The following is a 19042-nucleotide window of genomic DNA, read 5'->3' as shown; positions in this document are numbered from 1 at the left end:
GGGAGCGGCCGTGGCCGGGCGGCGATTTCGCCGTGAGCGGCCCCCGGGCGCGCCGGGCTTGTGGAATCGCCGGCCGGCAGCTTGCATGGAAGTGGGTCGGTATCTTCCCGGCCCGGGAGGAGCCCTGCGTGAGGGAGACAGCGGTGATCACCGGCGCGGCCGGCGGGATCGGGGCGGCGGTGGCCCGTCGCCTGGCGGCGGAGGGGGTCCGGTGTGTGCTGGTGGATCGCAAACCGGAGTTGGCCGAGGTGGCTGCGGAGATCGGCGGGGAAGCGGTGATCGGCGATCTGACCGACCCGGCGCTGTCCGAACGTGCCGCCTCGATCGCCGGGGACGAGTTGTCGCTGCTGGTACTCAATGCCGGGATGAACTCGTCGGATAAGGACCCTGCCACTCTGGATCTCGACCGGTACCGCGCCGTCGTGGGTGTCAACCAGCACGCGGTGGTGTGGGGGCTGCGTGCCGCGCTGCCGGTGTTGCGCACCCGTGGCGGCGGATCGATCGTGGTCACCGCTTCGCTGGCGGCGCTGCGCGCCACACCTCAGGACCCGATCTACGCCATGACCAAGCACGCGGTGATCGGGCTGGTGCGCGCGCTCTCGGGGTCGCTCGCCGAGGAGAACATCCAGCTCAACGCGGTCTGCCCGGGGCTGGTCGACACCCCGCTCACCGCGGGGAACCGGGAGCGGTTCCGGGCGGCCGGGATCGCGGTGCTGGACGCGGATTCGGTGGCCGCCGCGATCGTGCGGACCCTGCGGTCCGGCGAATCCGGTACCGAACTGGTGGTGCGCCCGGACCTACCGGACGAGCTGTACCGGCCGGCGCCCCTGCCATGACGCGTGGCGCGGGGCCGATCGTGCGCGTCGGTCTCCGACCGGGACGGTGCGAGCATATGGAATGCCCGGCGGGGCCGGTGCCGTTGCTCACCATATGAAGGTGTTGATCGTGTACGCCCACCCGCAGCCCGATTCGCTGACAGGGGCGCTGAAAGACGTGGCAGTCGAGCAATTACGGTCCGACGGGCACGAAGTCCGGGTCAGCGACCTCTACGCCATGGGCTGGAAAGCCCACGCCGACGCAGCCGATTTCGGCGATGTCGCGGAAACCAACTTCATGCTGGCCTCGGGCGAGGCCTACGACAACGGGACCCTCGGCGCCGATATCCGGGCCGAACAGCAGAAGCTGCTGTGGGCGGATACGGTCCTGCTGCATTTCCCGCTCTGGTGGTTCTCCATGCCCGCCATCCTGAAGGGCTGGGTGGATCGGGTGTTCACCTGCGGATTCGCTTACGGCGCGGGTGGCACCGCGATACCGCGCTACGGCGACGGCGTACTGGCGGGCAAGCGGGCGATGCTCGTGGTGGCCATCGGAGGAAAGGAGCCGTCCTACTCCGAGCGCGGAATCAACGGCCCTCTGGACGATCTCCTGTTCCCGATCCACCACGGCATCCTGTACTACCCGGGGATGGACGTCCTCGAGCCCTTCGTGGTGCACGGCGCCATCGGCGTGGACGACGAACGATTCGCGGAGATCACCGCCGACTTCCGGCAACGGATCGGCGCTTTGGAGCGGCTCGGGCCGATCGCGTACCGACGGCAGGCCGGCGGCGACTACGATCGGCGGCTGCGGCTCGAACCGGGGCGGGAAAGCGCGGGAGCGACGGGTTTCGGGTTGCATATCGCGTCGTGAACCCGCGCCCACCGGCGCACACTGATCCATTGCGTCACTGCGTATTCGGTGCTGTGCGCCGTCGTGTCGGTGTAGTGAGCTACTCGGTTGCAGATATATGCACCTTCACCTGGTGATACGTTGTGGCAACGCATTGTCGGTGCCGTCACTCGGGGCGGTCGGACCCGGTCCCCGGGCTGCGTACGAAACCGGGTGGGGCTAGCTTGGTCGGGAAGCGAAAGTCGTACTTGGGGTTCGAGATACTCGCCCCCGCCCGATGGAGGAAATCTTGCGCGTCCTGCTGGTCGCCAGTGCTTTCAACAGTCTCACCCAGCGCGTCCACACCGAACTGCGCCGCCGCGGGCATACGGTCGGGGTGGAATTGGCGCTCGGCGACGATCTGCTGCGGGCCCGGGTGGCCCGGTTCCGGCCGGAGCTGATCCTGGCGCCGATGCTCACCACTGCCATACCCGAGGACATCTGGACCGAGTACACGGTGCTGATCGTGCATCCCGGGCCGATGGGCGACCGCGGCCCGTCCTCGCTCGACTGGGCGATCTCGACCGGTGCGCGGGAATGGGGCGTCACCGTCCTGCAGGCCGTCGAAGAGATGGACGCGGGGCCGATCTGGGCATCGGTGCCCTTCCCGGTCGCCTCGTGCGGAAAGAGCGAGCTCTACCGCAACGAAGTGTCCGATGCCGCGGTCGCGGCCGTACTGCTGGCGGTGCAACGATTCGCCGACGGCGATGCCGAACCCGAACCGCTGGACTACGATCGACCGGACGTGCGGGGACGGTTGCGGCCGTACCACACCCAGGAGAACCGGCGGATCGACTGGTCGGCCGACGATACCGAGACGGTACTGCGCAAGCTGCGCGCGGCCGATTCACAGCCGGGTGTGCTCGACGAACTGTTCGGCCGGGAGTACTTCGTGCACGGCGGACATCGCGAGGACCGGTTGCGCGGTACACCGGGCGCGGTGATCGCTACCCGCGACGGCGCGATCTGCCGGGCCACCGTGGACGGCGCGGTCTGGTTGCCGCAACTGCGTCGCCGCCGCACGCCGGGCGGCCCGAAGACCTTCAAACAACCTGCGGTGGACGCACTCCGCGCGGATCTGGCCGACGATGTTCCCGAGGTGCCGGTGACACCGGCGGAGGCGTCGGTGCGGGACACCTGGTCGGAATTGCGCTATCACGAACAGGGTTCGGTGGGGTACCTCGAATTCGCTTTCGCCGGTGGTGCGATGAGCACAGCGCAGTGCCGGCGCCTGCTCGCGGCGTATCGGCAGGCCTGCGCGCGCCCGATCCGGGCGCTGGTGCTGGGTCCGGATCGGGACTTCTTCTCCAACGGGATCCATCTGAACGTCATCGAAGCGGCCGACGATCCCGCCGAAGAGTCCTGGCGCAACATCAACGCGATGAACGACCTGGTCGAGGCGATCCTGACCACGACCGACATTCTGGTCATCTCCGCGCTGGCGGGTAATGCCGCCGCCGGGGGCGTGATGCTCGCGCTGGCCGCCGACGAGGTGTGGTGCCGGGAGTCGGTGGTGCTCAATCCGCATTACCGGTTGATGGGTCTGTACGGTTCGGAGTACTGGACCTATTCGCTGCCGCGCCGGGTGGGGACGGCGGAGGCGGCGCGTCTCACCCGGGAACCGTTGCCGGTCGGAGCGGCCGCGGCCGGCGAGATCGGGCTCGTGGACCGGGTCCTGCCGGGTGGCACGCAGCGGTTCCGCGACCAGGTGCGGCGGGATGCGGCCGCATTGGCCGATTCGCCCGAACTGGCGGATCGGCTGACCGCGAAGAAACGACAGCGCGAGGCGGACGAATCGGTCAAACCGCTGGCGCGGTACCGGGCCGAGGAGTTGGCGCAGATGCGCCGGAATTTCTTCGACGAGGGCGAGCCGTACCACGGACTGCGGCGGAACTTCGTCTACAACGTGGCGCCGCCCGCCACCCCGGCCTACCTGCTCGGGTGACCCGGACATTCCGGCCAGTAGCTCAGTTGTGACATCAAGTGGCGACCGCGGGCCCACCTGGGGTGAAATTTTTACTCTGCAGCCCGGTGCGGGCGCGTCGAACTACTGTCTACGGGGCCGCAGTTCGGAAATCGACGATTACATCGGAGTAGAGACGTGCTACACCTCGAGCACTTCAGCAACGGCTGGGTGACTCCTGTCCTTGCCTTTTTCATCTCGTTCATCGGGTCGGTGCTGGGCCTGCGGTGCGCGGTGCGGGCCCGGACCGCACAGCCCGCCATCGGCTGGCTCGTCGCGGCGGCGGTGGCGCTCGGCGGTGCCGGTATCTGGGTCATGCATTTCACCGCCATGCTCGGTTTCACGATCGACGGGACGAGCATCCGCTACGACATGCCCATGACACTGCTGAGCGCGGCCATCGCGATCGTGGTGGTGCTGGCCGGACTGGCCATCGTCGTGCGCGGGCACCGCGAGGCGATCGCCCTCCCCCTGGGCGGTGCGGTCACCGGCCTCGGCGTGGCGGCCATGCACTACCTGGGGATGGCCGCGATGAACAGCGGGGCCTCGATGGAGTACGGCGTCGGCCTGGTCCTGCTGTCCCTGGTGATCGCGGTGGTCGCGGCGACGGCCGCGCTGTGGTTCATGCTGCATGTGCAGGGCTGGGGCAACACCATCGGCGCGGGGCTGATCATGGCTGTCGCGGTATGCGGGATGCACTACACCGGGATGGCGGCGATGAGCGCCCACCACACCGACCACCACGGAACTCCGGAGGGTGCGGCCCCGGTCGAGCTGCTCACGCCGCTGCTCACCACGGTCGCGCTGGTGGTGGTGGGGCTCGTCGTCCTGGTCGGCGTCGCCGAACTCGAGGTCCGCAGTATCGCGGTCGCCGGGCCCGCGCCCGAACCCGAGGATATCGGGACCCTGACCACCGATCCGGCGACGCTGGCGCTGAGCGGCCGGCAGTGGCCGCGCCAGCCGCTGGACTAGATCCGGCCGGTTGTCGTACTCGTGACACCGACTGTGGCCCCCGGTTGCCGGGGCCGGTGGCCACGTCCTAGTCTGGGCGGCCGTATCTGCAAGCCGAAGTGAAGGACTAGCTCGAATGGGTAGTACCGCGCTCGATATCGCCGCGCTGATCGTGCAGCGAGCCGGAGAATTCTGGAATTGGGTGGCCACCGGGTCGGCGGGATTCCCGCCGCTGTGAGCCGCTGATCGACAGCTGTCCGGAGCCCGGGACCCCGCGGGGTGCCCGGGCTCCGTCGCGCCCGGGACCCGGTGCCTCAGGAGCCCACCACCGACTGCTGATCCGCCGGAGGCGTGTACGCCGACTCGTCGACGTGCAGGACCATGAAACCGTTGTCCGAACAGGTGACGTAGAGATCGTTGCCGCGCCATTCCGGCGGTGACATGCACCAGTCGGTGGACACATCGCCGAAGGCGAGTGCGCCGGTGCGTGAACTCAGCGCCTGGGAGGGGTCGAACTGTCCTTCCAGGACCGCGCGGGCCGCGCTGGGCGCGGTCATGGCCGGAATCCCGAGCAGGGAGGCCAGCGCGTGCGGTGAATTCACCAATTCCAGGTTGCGGCCGGTCCGGGCGGGCGGGTTGAGGTAGGCGATCTCCCGGATGGCCCGCGGATCCCGGATATCGAACACCCGGATCCCCGAGGACACCCAGCCGCAGGCGAGCGCGGTCGGGTTCGCGGGCCGGTCCGCCGTGCAGTAGTGGGATTCGTAGGCGAAGAGGGAACCGCCCATGGACGAGCCGATATTGCTGTCCAGATTCTGGGGCAGGTTGATCTCCAGTTTGATCTTCGCCACCACTTCGGGAGCGGTGTCGTCGGAGACGTCGATGAGCTTCACACCGCCGGATCCGCCCTCGTCCACGGTGTAGATATGAGGTCTGCCGTCGTAGGTGACCGGGATGCTGTGCTGTGTTGCCCAGCCGTCGGACCAGAACATCCGCCCGAGATGATGCACCTGCGGATCGGGTTCGCGCCGCTGAATCGCGCCGACATCGAGAACAGTGACCCCGCTGAGCGCCGACAGGTACAGGCGAGTCCCGTCCGGGCTCACCCCGAACCCGTGTGCGGTGAGGCCGGTGAGACCCTGCCAGATCACTCGTGGATTCGTGGGATCCGTGAGATCGATCGCGCTGAGGAAACCGGGTGTGATCCCGGAGGCCCAGTAGGTGTTGCCGTCGGGGGAGAAGCCGCCTTCGTGGGTGGTGATCGGCAGCGGCATGCCCAGATTCGTGCCGGGGCCCGGATTGAGCAATCGTGGGTGGGCGCAGTCGGAGACGTCGTAGACCGACAGATACCCCGCGCCGACGAGCAGCGGGACCCCGGTGCCCACCAGCAGTCTGCGCTGGGTGTTGACCTTCAGGCTCTCCCAGGTCCCGGCGACCATGGCGGGTTCGTTCAGGGTCGCCGTCGGGCGGGGATGCGCCGGATCGGAGACGTCGAGGACCTGGACACCTCCGTTCTGGTGCAGCAGATTACCCGGGAAGAACGTCCCCATATAGGCGCAGTGCTCGAAGCTGGTGGAGGTGATACCCGCCCCGCGCCCCGAGAACTGCCCGACCATGGACATATTGCAGTGGTAACCCTGAGTGCTGCGTCCGCTGTCGCGGTCGGCCGCCGGAACATCGCCCTGTAGACCGGTTTCGGGAAGCGAACCGGGCCCGCACGCGGCGCGCGGTACCGAGGTGCGTCCCACGTCGAGGAACTCCCGGACCTGATTGTGGATATCGGATTGCAGATCCGCGCCGGCACTGCCCGGCAGCAGGACCGCCACAATCGCGACGACCGCGCCGAGGACCGATGCCCTGGTCCGGCGCAGTGCTCCGAAGGGACGCCCCATTGCATCCTCACGCTTCCCGGGCTACCTCGCCCGACCCGGCCGGGACGAGTACGGTACACGGCCCCGGAATTGTCCCGTGATGGTAGCGATCCGGGAATCGCCCGGCCCGGGTTTTCGGGAAGGTTCGAGGTCAGCCCCGGGCGGCAAGCAGATCGTCACAGGTCCGCAGCAGCCGCCCGCGCAGCGCCGCGGCCCGTTCGGCGATATCGGCCTGGGCGCGCGCATATTCGGCCCGGCCTGCCGGAGTTTCGATCCGCACCGGCTCGTAGCCGTAGTCCCGCAGATCGTACGGGCTGGCCCGCATATCGAGTTCGCGGGCGGCGCGTGCCAGACCGAAACAATCCAGCACCAGATCCGAACACACCAGTGGGGTCAGCTTGAAACTCCACTTGTACAGATCCATATTCGCGTGCAGGCAGCCCGGTTGCTCGGTGTCGCGCTGTCCATCGCGGGTGAGCGGACGGTGGTTACGCGGTACGGCCGGTTCGGTGAAGAAGCGGTATGCGTCGAAATGGGTGCAGCGCAACGGCATCGATTCGACGACGGCGTCGGTGCCGTCGGCGCCGAGCCGCAGTGGCACCGCGTCGTGGCGGACCTCCCGGGTGCGGTACACCATCGCCCACTCGTGCAATCCGAAACACGAGAGCGAGGCCGTGCGGCCCGCGGTCGCGCGGAGCAGACCGGCGATATAGGCGATGGTGTCGGCGCGGGTGTCCAGGAAGGCCGGGTCGGCGGTGACCGCGGTATTCCGGTCGTGGCCGCCGCCGGTATCGGCCCGCCGATAACCGCGCAGCCCGAGGTATTCGGGTGCGCCGGGCAGTACGACCCCGTAGCCCGGATGCCAGCGGCGCAGCTGCGCGGGTTTGTGGCCGTAGTAGGTGAACAGGAAGTCGAGCACCGGGTGCTTCGTACCGGCGGCCCGGCGCCGCAGATGATCACCGGCCAGGGTGTCCACCCGGTCGCGATGGGCGGCGGCCCGGCCCCGCCATTCGGTTTCGGTGAGCACCGTGCCGACGACCGCCGCTGTCATTCGGCCACCCGGTGGGTGGTGTCGCGCACAGTGCCCACGAACTCCTCGACGAGATCCTCGAGCGCGACGATCCCGGCGGTGTTGCCGCGGGCGTCCACGACCCGGCCCAGATGACTGCTGGTGCGCCGGAGGCGGGCCAGAGCCTCGTACAGGGTGGTCCCGAGCAGCACGGTGGGAAGCGGGCGGATATCGGAACGCGGGATCTCGGTGTTCGGCCCCGCGGTTTCATCGGATACCTTGTCCAGAACATCCTTGACGTGCAGATATCCCACCAGCGAACCGTCCTCGGCGCGTACCGGATACCGCGAGAAGCCGGTTTCGGCGACCGCGGTCTCCATATCGCCGAGGGTGGTGCCGTTGGCCCGCAACGGCACCGTGCGGGCGCGGCTCAGCGGCACCATCACCTCGGCCACGAACCGTTCCCCCGTACCGAGGGCCTGGGTGAGGCGCCGGTGTTCCTCCGCGTCGAGCAGTCCCTCGGAGCGCGATTCGCCGATCATCTCGGCGAGTTCGTCACTGGAGACGGTGGCCTCCAGTTCGTCCTTGGGCTCGATGCGCAGCATGCGCAGGGTGAGGTTGGCCGCGAAGTTGTAGATCGCGATCAGCGGCCGGGCAATCCGCAACCACATCAGATGCAGCGGTACCAGCAGCAGCGCGCTGCGCTCGGGCCCGGCCAGCGCGATGTTCTTCGGGATCATCTCGCCCAGCAGAATATGCAGGATCACCACGATGGTCAGGGCCAGGACGAACGACACCGGATGCAGTAGCGCCTCGGGCAGCCCGGCCAGCTCGAACGGCCGCTCCAGCAGATGAGCGACCGCGGGTTCACCCACCCGGCCCAGCAGGATCGAGCAGATGGTGATGCCCAGCTGAGCGGCGGCCAGCATCATCGACAGGTTCTGGCCGGCCCGGATCACCGTGTCGGCATTACGTTTGCCCTGCGCGGCCAGTGCCTCGAGCCGGTCGCGGCGGGCCGAGATGAGCGCGAATTCCGCGGCGACGAAGAACGCGTTACCGGCCAGCAGCAGTACCGTGAACGCGACGGCGAGCAGATCACCCACGGTGGGACTCCCGTCCGGCGGGCTGGTGTTCGCGCCGTCCGGCGGCGTCGGGTTCCACCGGTACCAGGCGGACCCGGTCCACTCGCCGCCCGTCCATCCGTTCGACGCGGGCCAGCCAGCCGCCCGGGCCGTCGAGACGGTTGCGGTCGTGACCGCGGCGCTGGGGAAGCACCACGATATCGCCGGTCACCGGGATACGGCCGAGGCGGGCGAGTACCAGACCGCCGAGGGTCTCGTATTCGCCCTCCGGTGCGTGGTAACCGGTGGCGCGGTAGATCTCGTCGATACGCAGCAGCCCGGAGCAGTCCCAGCCGTCGGATACCCGGCGGACGTCACGTTCCTCCTCGTCGTGTTCGTCCCGGACATCACCGAGGATTTCCTCGATGATGTCTTCCATCGTGACGAGCCCGGCGGTGCCGCCGTACTCGTCGACGACCAGTGCGACCTGCATCCCGTCGGCGCGGACCCGTTCGAGTACCTCGTCACCGTCCAGACTGGCCGGTACCACCGGGACGGGCTGCGCGATCCGGTCGAGCCCGATACCGCCGCGGGTCGGCGCGGGATGGGTGAAGGCCTGTTTGACGTGCACCACCCCGAGGGTGTTGTCGAGGTCGCCGTCGATCACCGGGAATCGGGAGAACCCGGTGCGGGAGGCCGCCTCGAGCAGATCGGCGATGGTGGCCGTGCGGTCCAGCGATTCGATCTTGACCCGCGGTGTCATCAGCTCCTCGGCGCTGCGCGCCCCGAACTGCAGCGAACGGTCCAGGATCTGGGCGGTGCGCTGGTCGAGCGCTCCGTGCCGGGCGGAGGTGCGGACCAGCGAACCCAGTTCCTGCGGTGACCGCGCGGAACGCAGTTCCTCGGCGGGCTCCACGCCGAATCGGCGTACCGCCCAGTTGGCCGAGCCGTTGAGAAACTGGATCATCGGTTTGAACACTGTCGAGAACGCCACCATCGGTCCCGCGGTGGCGCGGGCGGTGGCCATGGGCGCGGCGATGGCGATGTTCTTGGGGACCAGTTCGCCGTAGATCATCGACAGCGAGGTCGCCAGGACGAGCGCCAGCACGAGGGCGATACCGACGGCCGCGGATTCCGGGATACCGAACAGCGTGAACACCGGCTGCAGCAGCCGCGCCAGTACCGGTTCGGCGATATAGCCGGTGATCAGGGTGGTGATGGTGATGCCGAGCTGGGCGCCGGAGAGCTGGAACGACAGAGTGCGGTGCGCTTGACGGACCGCACGGGCCCGGACGTCGCCCTCGCGGGCGTGTGCTTCGACGGTGCTGCGTTCCAGCGCGGTGAGCGAGAACTCCGCGGCCACGAACAATGCGGTGCCGGCGGTGAGCGCCACGAAACCGGCGAGACTCAGGATGGTGAGCAGGGCGGCCATTTCACCACCACCCGGCGAGCATCACGGAAGGGGATGCTCGATCGACCGGAGGTGCGGGCAGGGCTGCGAAGGGAGGGGCGCCGGGTCTGTCACCCGGCTCGATAGATGAGCCCTCCTGAGTGGCGCCCTCGGACGCGGGTGACAACTGGTTCCTTTCGTCCTGATCGATTCGACAGCCGACTGGGGTCGACGACCCTTATGCTACCGGCCCGGGCACACGGGTGCATGGGCCGGTAGCCGGTGCGGCGCGCGACTATCGGACGCTGTGCGGGGACAGGCGCGTTCACCAGCCGCCGGGCAGCGGGCGGCCCTCGGCGAAACCGGCGGCCGATTGCACGCCCACCACCGCGCGTTCGCGGAAATCGGCCAGGGTGCGCGCGCCGGCGTAGGTGCAGGCACTGCGGACGCCGGAACAGATGTGGTCGATCAGATCCTCCACGCCGGGCCGTTCCGGATCCAGCAGCATCCGGGAACTGGAGATCCCCTCCTCGAACAGTGCCTTGCGGGCCCGGTCGTAGCCGCGGTCGGTGGCCGTGCGCGCGGCGACCGCGCGTTTGGAGGCCATTCCGAAGCTCTCCTTGTAGGCGTTACCGTCGCGGTCCACCCGCAGATCGCCCGGGGACTCGTAGGTCCCGGCGAACCAGGAGCCGATCATCACATTGGACGCGCCCGCCGCGAGGGCCAGCGCGACATCGCGGGGATGCCGGACACCGCCGTCGGCCCAGACGTGCGCGCCCAGTTCGGCCGCCGCGGCGGCGCATTCGGCCACCGCGGAGAACTGGGGGCGGCCGACGCCGGTCATCATCCGGGTGGTGCACATCGCGCCCGGTCCCACCCCGACCTTGACGATATCGGCGCCCGCGGCGATCAGATCGCGGGTGCCCTCGGCGGAGACGGTGTTCCCGGCCACCAGCGGGACGCCCAGACCCAGATCGCGGATCGCCCGCAGCGTTTCCAGCATCTTCACCTGATGCCCGTGCGCGGTATCCACGACCAGCACATCGGCCCCGGCATCGACCAGCGCCTTGGCCTTGGCCGGAACATCACCGTTGATCCCGACCGCGGCCGCTATCCGCAACTGCCCGTCCGTGTCCACGGCCGGGGTGTAGATACCGTGCCGCACGGCGCCGGTGCGCGTCAGGACACCGGCGAGCGAGCCGTCCGGATGCAGCAGTACCGCGAGCCCGGAATGGGCCGCCTCGAGCCGGTCGAAGATCTCGGCGGGCGCCGCGGTCGCCGGGGCGGTGACGAAATCGGTGTCCGCGACCTCGTGCAGGCGGGCGAAACGGTCGACATCGGCGCAGGCGTGTTCGGTGACCACCGCGATCGGGCGATTGTCGTCCACCACCACGACGGCCCCGTGCGCGCGTTTGTGGATCAGCGCGAGGGCTTCGGAGACCGAATGGCCCATCGTGAGTGTGACCGGGGTGTCGGCGACCAGCGAGCGGCTCTTGACGAACGCGATGGTCTCGGCGGCGGCGTTATCGGGCAGGTCCTGAGGCAACACCACGAGCCCGCCGCGACGGGACACCGTTTCGGCCATCCGCTTGCCGGCCACCGCGGTCATATTCGCGACGACCAGCGGGATAGTGGTGCCGGAACCGTCGGCCGTGGCGAGATCGACATCGAACCTGGACGCGATATCGGTGCGGTTCGGCACCAGGAAGACGTCGTTGTAGGTCAGGTCGTACGGCGGGGTCTGTCCGGGAAGAAACTGCACTGCGCCCATGGTAATCGTGATCCACACCGGCCGCGCCCGGCCGCGGAATTCACTTCGCCCGGCGCCTGCGTTGCCCCCGGACCGGGGCCGGGTTCGCACTGCGGTGGGGCCGGGCGCGCGGGTCGGTGCGCCGGGGCCGGGTGGTGGGCGCGGGCTCCGGCCGATCCGGTCCGGGCGGGGTCCGGGCCCCGGTGAGACGCCGCAGACCGGGGTCGCCGGGGCGCACCTCATGCTCGACCACCGGCACACCGGCCGTGCGCGCGAGCGCGGCCACCTCGGCGCGTTCGGCGGGGGTGACCACGGTGACCACGGTGCCGCCGGCTCCCGCCCGGGCCGTGCGCCCGGCCCGATGCAGATAGTCCTTCGGGTCGGCCGGGGGGTCGGCGTGCACCACCAGCGAGACCGCGTCGACATGGATACCGCGGGCGGCGATATCGGTGGCAACCAATGCGGAGATCGCGCCGTCGGCGAACGCGGCCAGGGTCCGGATACGGCGGTTCTGGGCCCGGCCGCCGTGCAGGGCCGCGGTGGCGATGCCCTGTTCACGCAACCGGCGGGTGAGTTTCTCGGCGCCGTACTGGGTCCGCACGAACAGCAGGGTCCGCCCTGCCCGGGCGGCGATCTGCGCCAGCACCGCGGGTTTGTCGGCCGGATCGACATAGAGCAGATGGTGGGTCGCGATCCCGGCGCTCGGCTCCGGGCCCACACTGTGGGTGACCGGGTCCCGGAGATAGTCGCGGACCAGCTCCCGGACGGAGTCGTCGTCGAGGGTGGCCGAGAACAGCAGCCGCTGGCCGTCATCCGGGAGACGGTCCAGCAGCCGCCGGACCTGGGGCAGGAAACCGAAATCTGCCATATGGTCGGCCTCGTCGATCGCCACGACTCGTACGGCGTCGAGGACCGCGGCGTTCTGCTCGACCAGATCTGCGAGCCGACCCGGCGTGGCGACCAGCAGGTCCACCCCGCGCTGGAGCCTGTCGGCCTGTTTGGCCACGGGTACTCCGCCCACCGCGGTCCCCAGCCGGAGGCCGAGGGCGAAAGGCGCGAGCGCCTGTTCGATCTGCAGGGCCAGCTCCCGGGTGGGCGCCAGGATCAGGCCGCGAGGGGCGCGCGCGATGGCGGGCGCCCCGGCGAGCCGGGCGAGGATCGGCAGGCCGAAAGCGAGGGTTTTGCCCGAACCGGTGGGGGCCCGGCCGAGCACATCCCGCCCGGCGAGCGCGTCGGGGATGGTGGCCGTCTGGACGGGCAGCGGCTCGGTGAGTCCTTCGCGGTGCAGCGCCTGGACCGTGAGAACCGGCAGGCCCAGCCGGGCGAAGGGGGGCCGGGTCCGGGAACCGGTGTCGGGGTCGGCGGGTCCGGATTTCCCGCGGTCAGGCACGGAACAACCGGCTCAGCTCGACCAGCCACGGAATGGCGACCGCCAGGGTCGGCACCACCAGAATGGCGATCGAGGCGAGATAGGCCGCACCGGCGATGCGCAGGTCACCGAGCGGTCCGGCCAGCCGCTGGATGCGGATCAGGGTGCTGGGCCCGCCCACGGCGAGCGCGCCCTGCGGTGCGGTCGACTTGGAGCAGGCGACGAGCGCCCGGGCCAGCGGTTTCGGGCCGGTCACCTTGACCGCCGAATCGTCGGCCAGTAGTTCGATGAGCAGTTTCACCGAGTCGAGGGCGGATTTGCTGCGCACGAATCGCGGGAAGGCCTCGTGGGCAGCCGTGAAGGCTTCCAGGACGAGGTCGTGGCGGGCCCGCAGATGGGACCGTTCATGACTGAGGATGGCGGTGAGTTCCTGCTCGTTGAGGTTGTCGAGGGTGCCCGCGCTGACCACGACGCGCCGGCGCAGACCCGGCAGGCAGTACGCGATGGGCTCGGTGGCCGAGAGGACCCGGATATCGGCCGCCCGCCGCATCGGGCCGCCTTGGTCGAGCAGGTCCACCAGCATGCGGTGGCGCGCGCGGCGGCGCCGGGTGTGCACGCCGACCCGCAGCGCGGCATAGACGAGCCGCCCGCCGATCAGCAGGGTGAGCATGAAAACCGAGACATAGGCCAGCCACAGGGGCAGGCCCAGCGCGTCGATCTCATCGGTGGGCTTGGTGGTGGGACGTCCGTCCGGACCCGGCACCAGCAGTTCGGCGGCGATGGCGAGGCCGGAGCTGAAGGCGCTGAGCACCGCGGCCAGCGCGATGGCCTGCCAGAGCACGAGGGCGGCGCGGGGTACGCGATAGGTCCAGGTCGCCCGGCTGAGCGCCTCCGGAACGGGACCGGCGAGAAGCAAGGCGAGTACGGCGAATGCCGGTGCTGCTGCGTCCATCGACTCTGCTCACTGCGTTGTGGGGCCAGGGTCCGAGATCACTGGGGTGGTGTGGTGTCCTCGGTTGCTTCGAGCTTAGCGAGCGCATCCCGGAGGGCCGCGGCCTCGTCCTTGCCGACCTGCTCCACGAAATGCACCAGGGCCGCGGCCCGGCTGCCGGCCTCGTCCGCCTGCTGCAGCGCGTCCATCATGAGTCCGGCGACCAGCTCGTCGCGGGTGTGTACCGGAGCGTACCGGTGCGCGCGATCGTCGCGCCGCTGCACTACGAGGTTTTTCTTCGCCAGCCGTTGCAGCACCGTCATCACCGTGGTGTACGCGAGTTCGCGGCGTGCCGACAGGGCCTCGTGCACCTGCCGGACAGTCTGTGGTTCATCGGCGGACCACAACTGGTCCATAACCGCTTTCTCGAGTTCACCAAGTCCAGCCATCTTTTGATTTTACGACTTCAACGACACTGTGGCGTACTACAGGGTGTCGTAACTCCGTGGGATTGGTCATAGGTGGTCATCGACGGTCGGCGGCGCGAAGGGCCGAGCTTCGTCACGGCCCCATAACTCCTCTTTCGCGCGAAACACTTGCTAGGTCTGGTAAGGCTAACCTATCTTTCGATCAAGTCGTTGCCGCGACGCCGATCTCGAGGAGGTTCGAATGTCCGAACTGGCCACTATGCGTATCCACCGCCCCTATGAGGCGGCGTTCGGGTCGGCCTGTTCCCGTTTGCGGGCTCTGCAGCCGGAACATCCGCGGGTCTACGCCGCCGCGGCCATGGCCGATCAGGGCAAGCGGCGCTGGTGGGCGCTGTCTACGGGTCTTCGTGAGGGGCGAATAGATCTGATGTACCGGCGGCATGCCGCCGAGATGATCAGTGCCTCGGCTGCCGCCGAAGTGGTGGCCACCGCGCTCATCCATGCCATCGTCGGCCGGGTGGCCGCCCTATGGATCGCCGACGGGCGGGCCTGGGATCCGGGCCTGGAGAACGTGTGGATCCATACCGACAACGATGGTGGAATCGATTGGGCGGGCCTGACGGATACCACGATTCGTGTCGTGGACGGGGATCCGATGGCCGGTTCCCCCGGTGTGGTGACGCTGCCGTGTGAGCGGGCCATGTGGGTGTGGTTGTCCTATCGGTGCGAGCCCTCGCTGCTGCTGGTCCAGGGCGCGCTGGCCCGGAGCGCCGGCCTGAGTCCGCGCCGTTTCCGGGCGCTGGTGGCCGAATCCGTTTCCGGCGCCACGACCTACGTGCCGGATCTGGCGCGTACCGATCCGGTGGCCGGTGCGCGGCGCGGGCAGGGTCTGCTGTTGGCGCTGGAAGATCGGAGTCTGGCGCTTCGGCGCGCCCAGGCTGTTGCCTAGTTAGGTAAGCCTGCCCTATACTCGAAACCGGCGTACGGATCGCGCGAGAGTCCCGAGGGCTGCGGTGACCCCCGATCCACTACGCGCGGCGGGCTCCACCTCCTGGTGGGGCCCGCCGCTTCATTTCCCGGGCCGGCGAGCCTGTGCCATTGCCCGCCGGCAGGTCGTGCGATTGTGGAGCCATGACGGAACAGCAAACCCGGGCCCCGCAATCGATGGCCGATCTCACCGCCGAACAGCTCAACGAGATGAGCAAGGGGACGTTCGCCGATCTGATCGGTCTGCGGGTGACGGAGCTGGGACCGGACCGGGTGCGCGGCGAATGGACTGTTACCCCCCGGCACCACCAGCCGGCCGGGATCCAGAACGGCGGCGTGCTGTGCACCGCGGTGGAAACCCTGGCCAGTACCGGCGCCGCGGCCTGGTACGGCGAGCGGGGCGTCGTGGTGGGGGTCAACAACTCCACCGATTTCCTGCGGGCCGTGCGGGAGGGCACGCTCACCGCGGAGGCGACCCCGCTGCATCGGGGTGGTTTACAGCAACTCTGGCTGGTCGTCGTCACCGACGACGACGGGCGCACGATCGCGCGCGGTCAGGTCCGGTTGCAGAACCTGCCCCATCGTTCCTGAGGCGATTTCGCGGACCGGAAACGCGGCCGGCCCGGGACGATCCCGTCCCGGGCCGACCGGCGTCGATTACGCGGTCAGATGCCGCCCGTCGACAGCAGACCGCCGTCGACCCGCACCGTCTCACCGGTGATCCAGGCTGCCTGGTCCGAGACCAGGAAGGCGATGAGCCGCGCGATGTCCTCCGGCGACCCCAGCCGCTTCATCGGATAAACCTGCGCGGCGGCGTCCTCGTCGGCCGAGTACAGCGCGTCCGCGAAACTGGTCTTCACCACGCCGGGTGCGACGGCGTTCACCCGGATCTTCGGGCCCAGCTGCCACGCCAGCTCGTCGGTGAGCCGGATCAGCGCCGCCTTGGAGGCGCCGTAGGCCGCGATGACGCCGGTGGACCGGATACCCGCGACGCTGGCCACGTTCACCACCGCACCGCCGTGCTCGCCCATCCACGCTTTGTACGCCTCCTGGACGTAACCGAGGGCGGCGACGACGTTCACGTCGAAGATCTTGCGCACCGCGTCGAGATCGGCCTCCATGAGCGCGCCGTAGACCGGATTGATCCCGGTGTTGTTGATCAGGATGTCCAGCGACCCGAATTCGGTCACCGCCCGCTGGACCGCGGCCGTCCGCGCCTCGGCGTCGCCGGAGTTCCCGGCCACCGCGACGACCTGGCCCTGATGTCCCAACCCGCGCAGTTCGGCGGCCGCCTTCTCCAGCGGTTCGGGTTTGCGCGCGGTGATCACCACGTTCGCGCCCCGGCTCAGCAGTTCGGCGGCCACCGCGTGGCCGATACCCCGGCTGGCCCCGGAGACCAGCGCGCTCTTGCCCAACAGATCGGTGCTCATATCCGGGCACGTTACCGTGCCTGCCCAGGACAACTGCCGGCAGCGGACCGCAACGTCCCGGTCCGGAACGACCACGGCCGGGCGCCGGGTAAAATCAATGGTTCATCGTCCGGATACAGCCGATCATGGGTGGAAAGACCTGCCCGGTGCGGAACCGGACCATTGCCCCCGACCCAGTTCCGAGGAGATATCTGTGATCACCGCGACCGACCTCGAGGTCCGGGCCGGCGTACGTACTCTGCTGTCCGCGCCGGGTCCGGCGCTGCGGGTACAGGCCGGTGACCGGATCGGCCTGGTCGGGCGTAACGGCGCCGGGAAGACGACCACGCTGCGCATCTTGGCAGGGGAGGGCGAGCCGTACGCCGGGACGATCCTGCGGTCGAGCGATATCGGCTATCTCCCGCAGGATCCCCGGGAGGGCAATCTCGATGTGCTGGCCCGCGACCGGGTGCTGTCCGCCCGCGGACTGGATGCACTGATCCGGGATATGGAGAAGCAGCAGGCGCTCATGGCCGAGCTGGCCGACGAAAACGAACGTGAGCGCGCGGTCCGCAAGTACGGGCGGCTCGAGGATCGTTTCTCCGCGCTGGGCGGGTACGTCGCGGAGAGCGAGGCGGCCCGGATCTGCAACAGTCTGGGTCTGCCGGACCGCGTCCTGGACCAGCCGCTGCGCACGCTCTCGGGCGGCCAGCGCCGGCGAATCGAACTGGCGCGCATTCTGTTCGCCGCCTCCGACGGTAGCGGCGGCCGCTCCGACACCACCCTGCTGCTGGACGAGCCCACCAACCACCTGGACGCGGATTCCATCACCTGGTTGCGCGGCTTCCTGCAGAACCACAACGGTGGCCTGATCGTGATCAGCCACGATGTCGACCTGCTCGCCGACGTGGTCAACAAGGTGTGGTTCCTCGACGCGGTACGCGGTGAGGCCGATGTCTACAACATGGGCTGGACCAAGTACGTCGATGCCCGCGCCACCGACGAGCAGCGGCGTCGCCGGGAACGGGCGAACGCGGAGAAGAAGGCGTCGGCCCTGCGCGCCCAGGCCGCCAAATTGGGTGCGAAGGCCACCAAAGCCGTTGCCGCGCAGAATATGGCCAAACGCGCCGACCGGCTGATGTCCGAACTCGACGAGGTGCGGGTGGCCGACAAGGTCGCCAGGATCAAATTCCCCGAACCGGCCACCTGCGGAAAGACCCCGCTGATGGCGGAGAACCTCACCAAGGCGTACGGGTCGCTGGAAATCTTCACCGGTGTCGATCTGGCCATCGACCGCGGCAGCCGGGTGGTGGTCCTGGGCCTCAACGGCGCCGGTAAGACCACCCTGCTGCGGCTGCTGGCCGGCGCCGAGGAGCCCACCGCGGGGTCGCTTGTGCCCGGTCACGGCCTGAAAGTCGGATATTTCGCGCAGGAGCACGACACCCTGGACGATTCGGCCTCGGTCTGGGAGAACATCCGGCATGCCGCGCCGGACGCCGGAGAGCAGGAATTGCGCGGGCTGCTGGGTGCCTTCATGTTCAGCGGCCCGCAACTCGAACAGCCCGCCGGAACGCTCTCGGGCGGTGAGAAGACCCGACTGGCGCTGGCCGGGCTGGTGTCTTCGGCGGCGAACGTCCTGCTGCTGGACGAACCCACCAACAACCTGGACCCGATATCGCGCGAACAGGTCCTCGACGCGCTGCGCACCTATGCGGGAGCGGTGGTGCTGGTGACCCACGATCCGGGGGCCGCCGAAGCGCTGAATCCGGAGCGGGTGATCCTGCTTCCGGACGGCGCCGAGGACCACTGGTCGGCCGAGTATCTGGAATTGATTCAGCTCGCGTGAGTTTCATCACACGAACTCATTGCCGGATGCTCGCCGAATGCTTAGCCTGAGAGTGACGCTGCTCGGCGACTCGGAGGAAGCCATGGGCGACAGGCCGGTACAGAGCAAGAGCACATTGGGAAAGGGCACCCGTGTCACGGGTAAGTCGCGGGATCGCCTGCAAACCCAGTTGAAGAAGCAATACGAAGCGGGGGCGAGCATCAGGTCGCTGGCACGGGCGACCGGGCGTTCCTACGGGTTCATCCACAACGTGCTGACGGAGTCGCATGTGCAACTCCGCAGCCGTGGTGGCGCGAACCGCCGTAAATCGCGCTAGCCGCAACGTATTCGCAGGCACCGCCGCCGGGGCATCCGCACCCGGCGGCGTGGT

17 protein-coding genes are annotated in these 19042 nt (G+C 68.9%); 8 read left to right on the top strand and 9 right to left on the bottom strand.

Translation table 11 applies throughout. From position 1 onward, the window contains the following. Positions 1–128: 128 nt before the first annotated feature. The 4 genes from AB0F41_RS04520 (at position 129) to AB0F41_RS04505 (ending at position 4642) form a co-directional block, all read left to right on the top strand. On the top strand, positions 129–836 hold the full coding sequence (locus AB0F41_RS04520) for an SDR family oxidoreductase (protein ID WP_357421299.1): 708 nt from the start codon (positions 129–131) through the stop codon (positions 834–836). Positions 837–930: 94 nt separating this feature from the next. Then, a complete protein-coding gene (locus AB0F41_RS04515; RefSeq protein WP_357421298.1) occupies positions 931–1689 on the top strand; it encodes an NAD(P)H-dependent oxidoreductase in 759 nt (252 codons plus the stop codon). Between the two features lie 256 nt (positions 1690–1945). Further along, entirely contained in the window at positions 1946–3652 is a 1707-nt protein-coding gene (locus AB0F41_RS04510; protein ID WP_357421297.1) for a hydrogenase maturation protein, read from the top strand. A gap of 156 nt (positions 3653–3808) precedes the next feature. Next, on the top strand, positions 3809–4642 hold the full coding sequence (locus AB0F41_RS04505) for an MHYT domain-containing protein (protein ID WP_357421296.1): 834 nt from the start codon (positions 3809–3811) through the stop codon (positions 4640–4642). Between the two features lie 293 nt (positions 4643–4935). Here the strand turns inward: AB0F41_RS04505 and AB0F41_RS04500 are convergent, their stop codons facing one another. From AB0F41_RS04500 to AB0F41_RS04465, 8 genes are all read right to left on the bottom strand, one after another. Continuing rightward, positions 4936–6513 carry a hypothetical protein gene (locus tag AB0F41_RS04500; protein ID WP_357421295.1) on the bottom strand — a complete coding sequence of 526 codons (1578 nt, stop codon included), beginning with the start codon at positions 6511–6513 and terminating at the stop codon, positions 4936–4938. A gap of 130 nt (positions 6514–6643) precedes the next feature. Beyond that, complete coding sequence (locus tag AB0F41_RS04495) at positions 6644–7543, bottom strand: 3-methyladenine DNA glycosylase (protein ID WP_357421294.1); 900 nt, start codon at positions 7541–7543, stop codon at positions 6644–6646. Further along, a complete protein-coding gene (locus AB0F41_RS04490; RefSeq protein WP_357421293.1) occupies positions 7540–8604 on the bottom strand; it encodes a hemolysin family protein in 1065 nt (354 codons plus the stop codon). Before AB0F41_RS04490 ends, AB0F41_RS04495 begins: the two co-directional genes overlap by 4 nt. After that, positions 8597–9994, bottom strand: coding sequence for a hemolysin family protein (locus AB0F41_RS04485; protein ID WP_357421292.1), 1398 nt, complete (start codon positions 9992–9994; stop codon positions 8597–8599). Before AB0F41_RS04485 ends, AB0F41_RS04490 begins: the two co-directional genes overlap by 8 nt. Positions 9995–10277: 283 nt before the next feature. Further along, entirely contained in the window at positions 10278–11714 is a 1437-nt protein-coding gene (locus AB0F41_RS04480) for a GuaB1 family IMP dehydrogenase-related protein (protein WP_357421291.1), read from the bottom strand. 49 nt (positions 11715–11763) lie between these two features. Next, positions 11764–13092: a DEAD/DEAH box helicase gene (locus tag AB0F41_RS04475; protein ID WP_357421290.1), complete on the bottom strand. Its 1329-nt coding sequence runs from the start codon at positions 13090–13092 to the stop codon at positions 11764–11766. Further along, on the bottom strand, positions 13085–14023 hold the full coding sequence (locus tag AB0F41_RS04470) for a M56 family metallopeptidase (RefSeq protein WP_357421289.1): 939 nt from the start codon (positions 14021–14023) through the stop codon (positions 13085–13087). The genes AB0F41_RS04475 and AB0F41_RS04470 overlap by 8 nt, the downstream gene beginning before the upstream one ends. Positions 14024–14061: 38 nt before the next feature. Continuing rightward, positions 14062–14451, bottom strand: a complete 390-nt coding sequence (locus AB0F41_RS04465; protein ID WP_357421288.1) for a BlaI/MecI/CopY family transcriptional regulator — start codon at positions 14449–14451, stop codon at positions 14062–14064. A gap of 220 nt (positions 14452–14671) precedes the next feature. Between AB0F41_RS04465 and AB0F41_RS04460 the strand changes: the two genes are divergently transcribed. Both AB0F41_RS04460 and AB0F41_RS04455 read left to right on the top strand, forming a co-directional pair. After that, positions 14672–15379, top strand: a complete 708-nt coding sequence (locus tag AB0F41_RS04460; protein ID WP_357421287.1) for a hypothetical protein — start codon at positions 14672–14674, stop codon at positions 15377–15379. Between the two features lie 182 nt (positions 15380–15561). Next, complete coding sequence (locus AB0F41_RS04455) at positions 15562–16008, top strand: PaaI family thioesterase (RefSeq protein ID WP_357421286.1); 447 nt, start codon at positions 15562–15564, stop codon at positions 16006–16008. Positions 16009–16082: 74 nt separating this feature from the next. On the opposite strand, the gene AB0F41_RS04450 is transcribed toward AB0F41_RS04455, so the two are convergent. Continuing rightward, the gene (locus AB0F41_RS04450; protein WP_357421285.1) at positions 16083–16847 is read right to left on the bottom strand and encodes an SDR family oxidoreductase; all 765 of its coding nucleotides are present in this window, start codon (positions 16845–16847) and stop codon (positions 16083–16085) included. Between the two features lie 193 nt (positions 16848–17040). Here AB0F41_RS04450 and AB0F41_RS04445 point away from each other — a divergent pair, with 193 nt between their 5' ends. Next, positions 17041–18672: an ABC-F family ATP-binding cassette domain-containing protein gene (locus tag AB0F41_RS04445; protein WP_357421284.1), complete on the top strand. Its 1632-nt coding sequence runs from the start codon at positions 17041–17043 to the stop codon at positions 18670–18672. A gap of 82 nt (positions 18673–18754) precedes the next feature. Beyond that, positions 18755–18988, top strand: a complete 234-nt coding sequence (locus tag AB0F41_RS04440) for a helix-turn-helix domain-containing protein (protein WP_030520514.1) — start codon at positions 18755–18757, stop codon at positions 18986–18988. Positions 18989–19042: the final 54 nt, after the last annotated feature.

Origin of the sequence: Nocardia sp. NPDC024068 (assembly GCF_040638875.1) — a bacterium.
GTDB lineage: Bacteria > Actinomycetota > Actinomycetes > Mycobacteriales > Mycobacteriaceae > Nocardia.
This window is presented reverse-complemented; position numbering and strand designations above follow the sequence as displayed.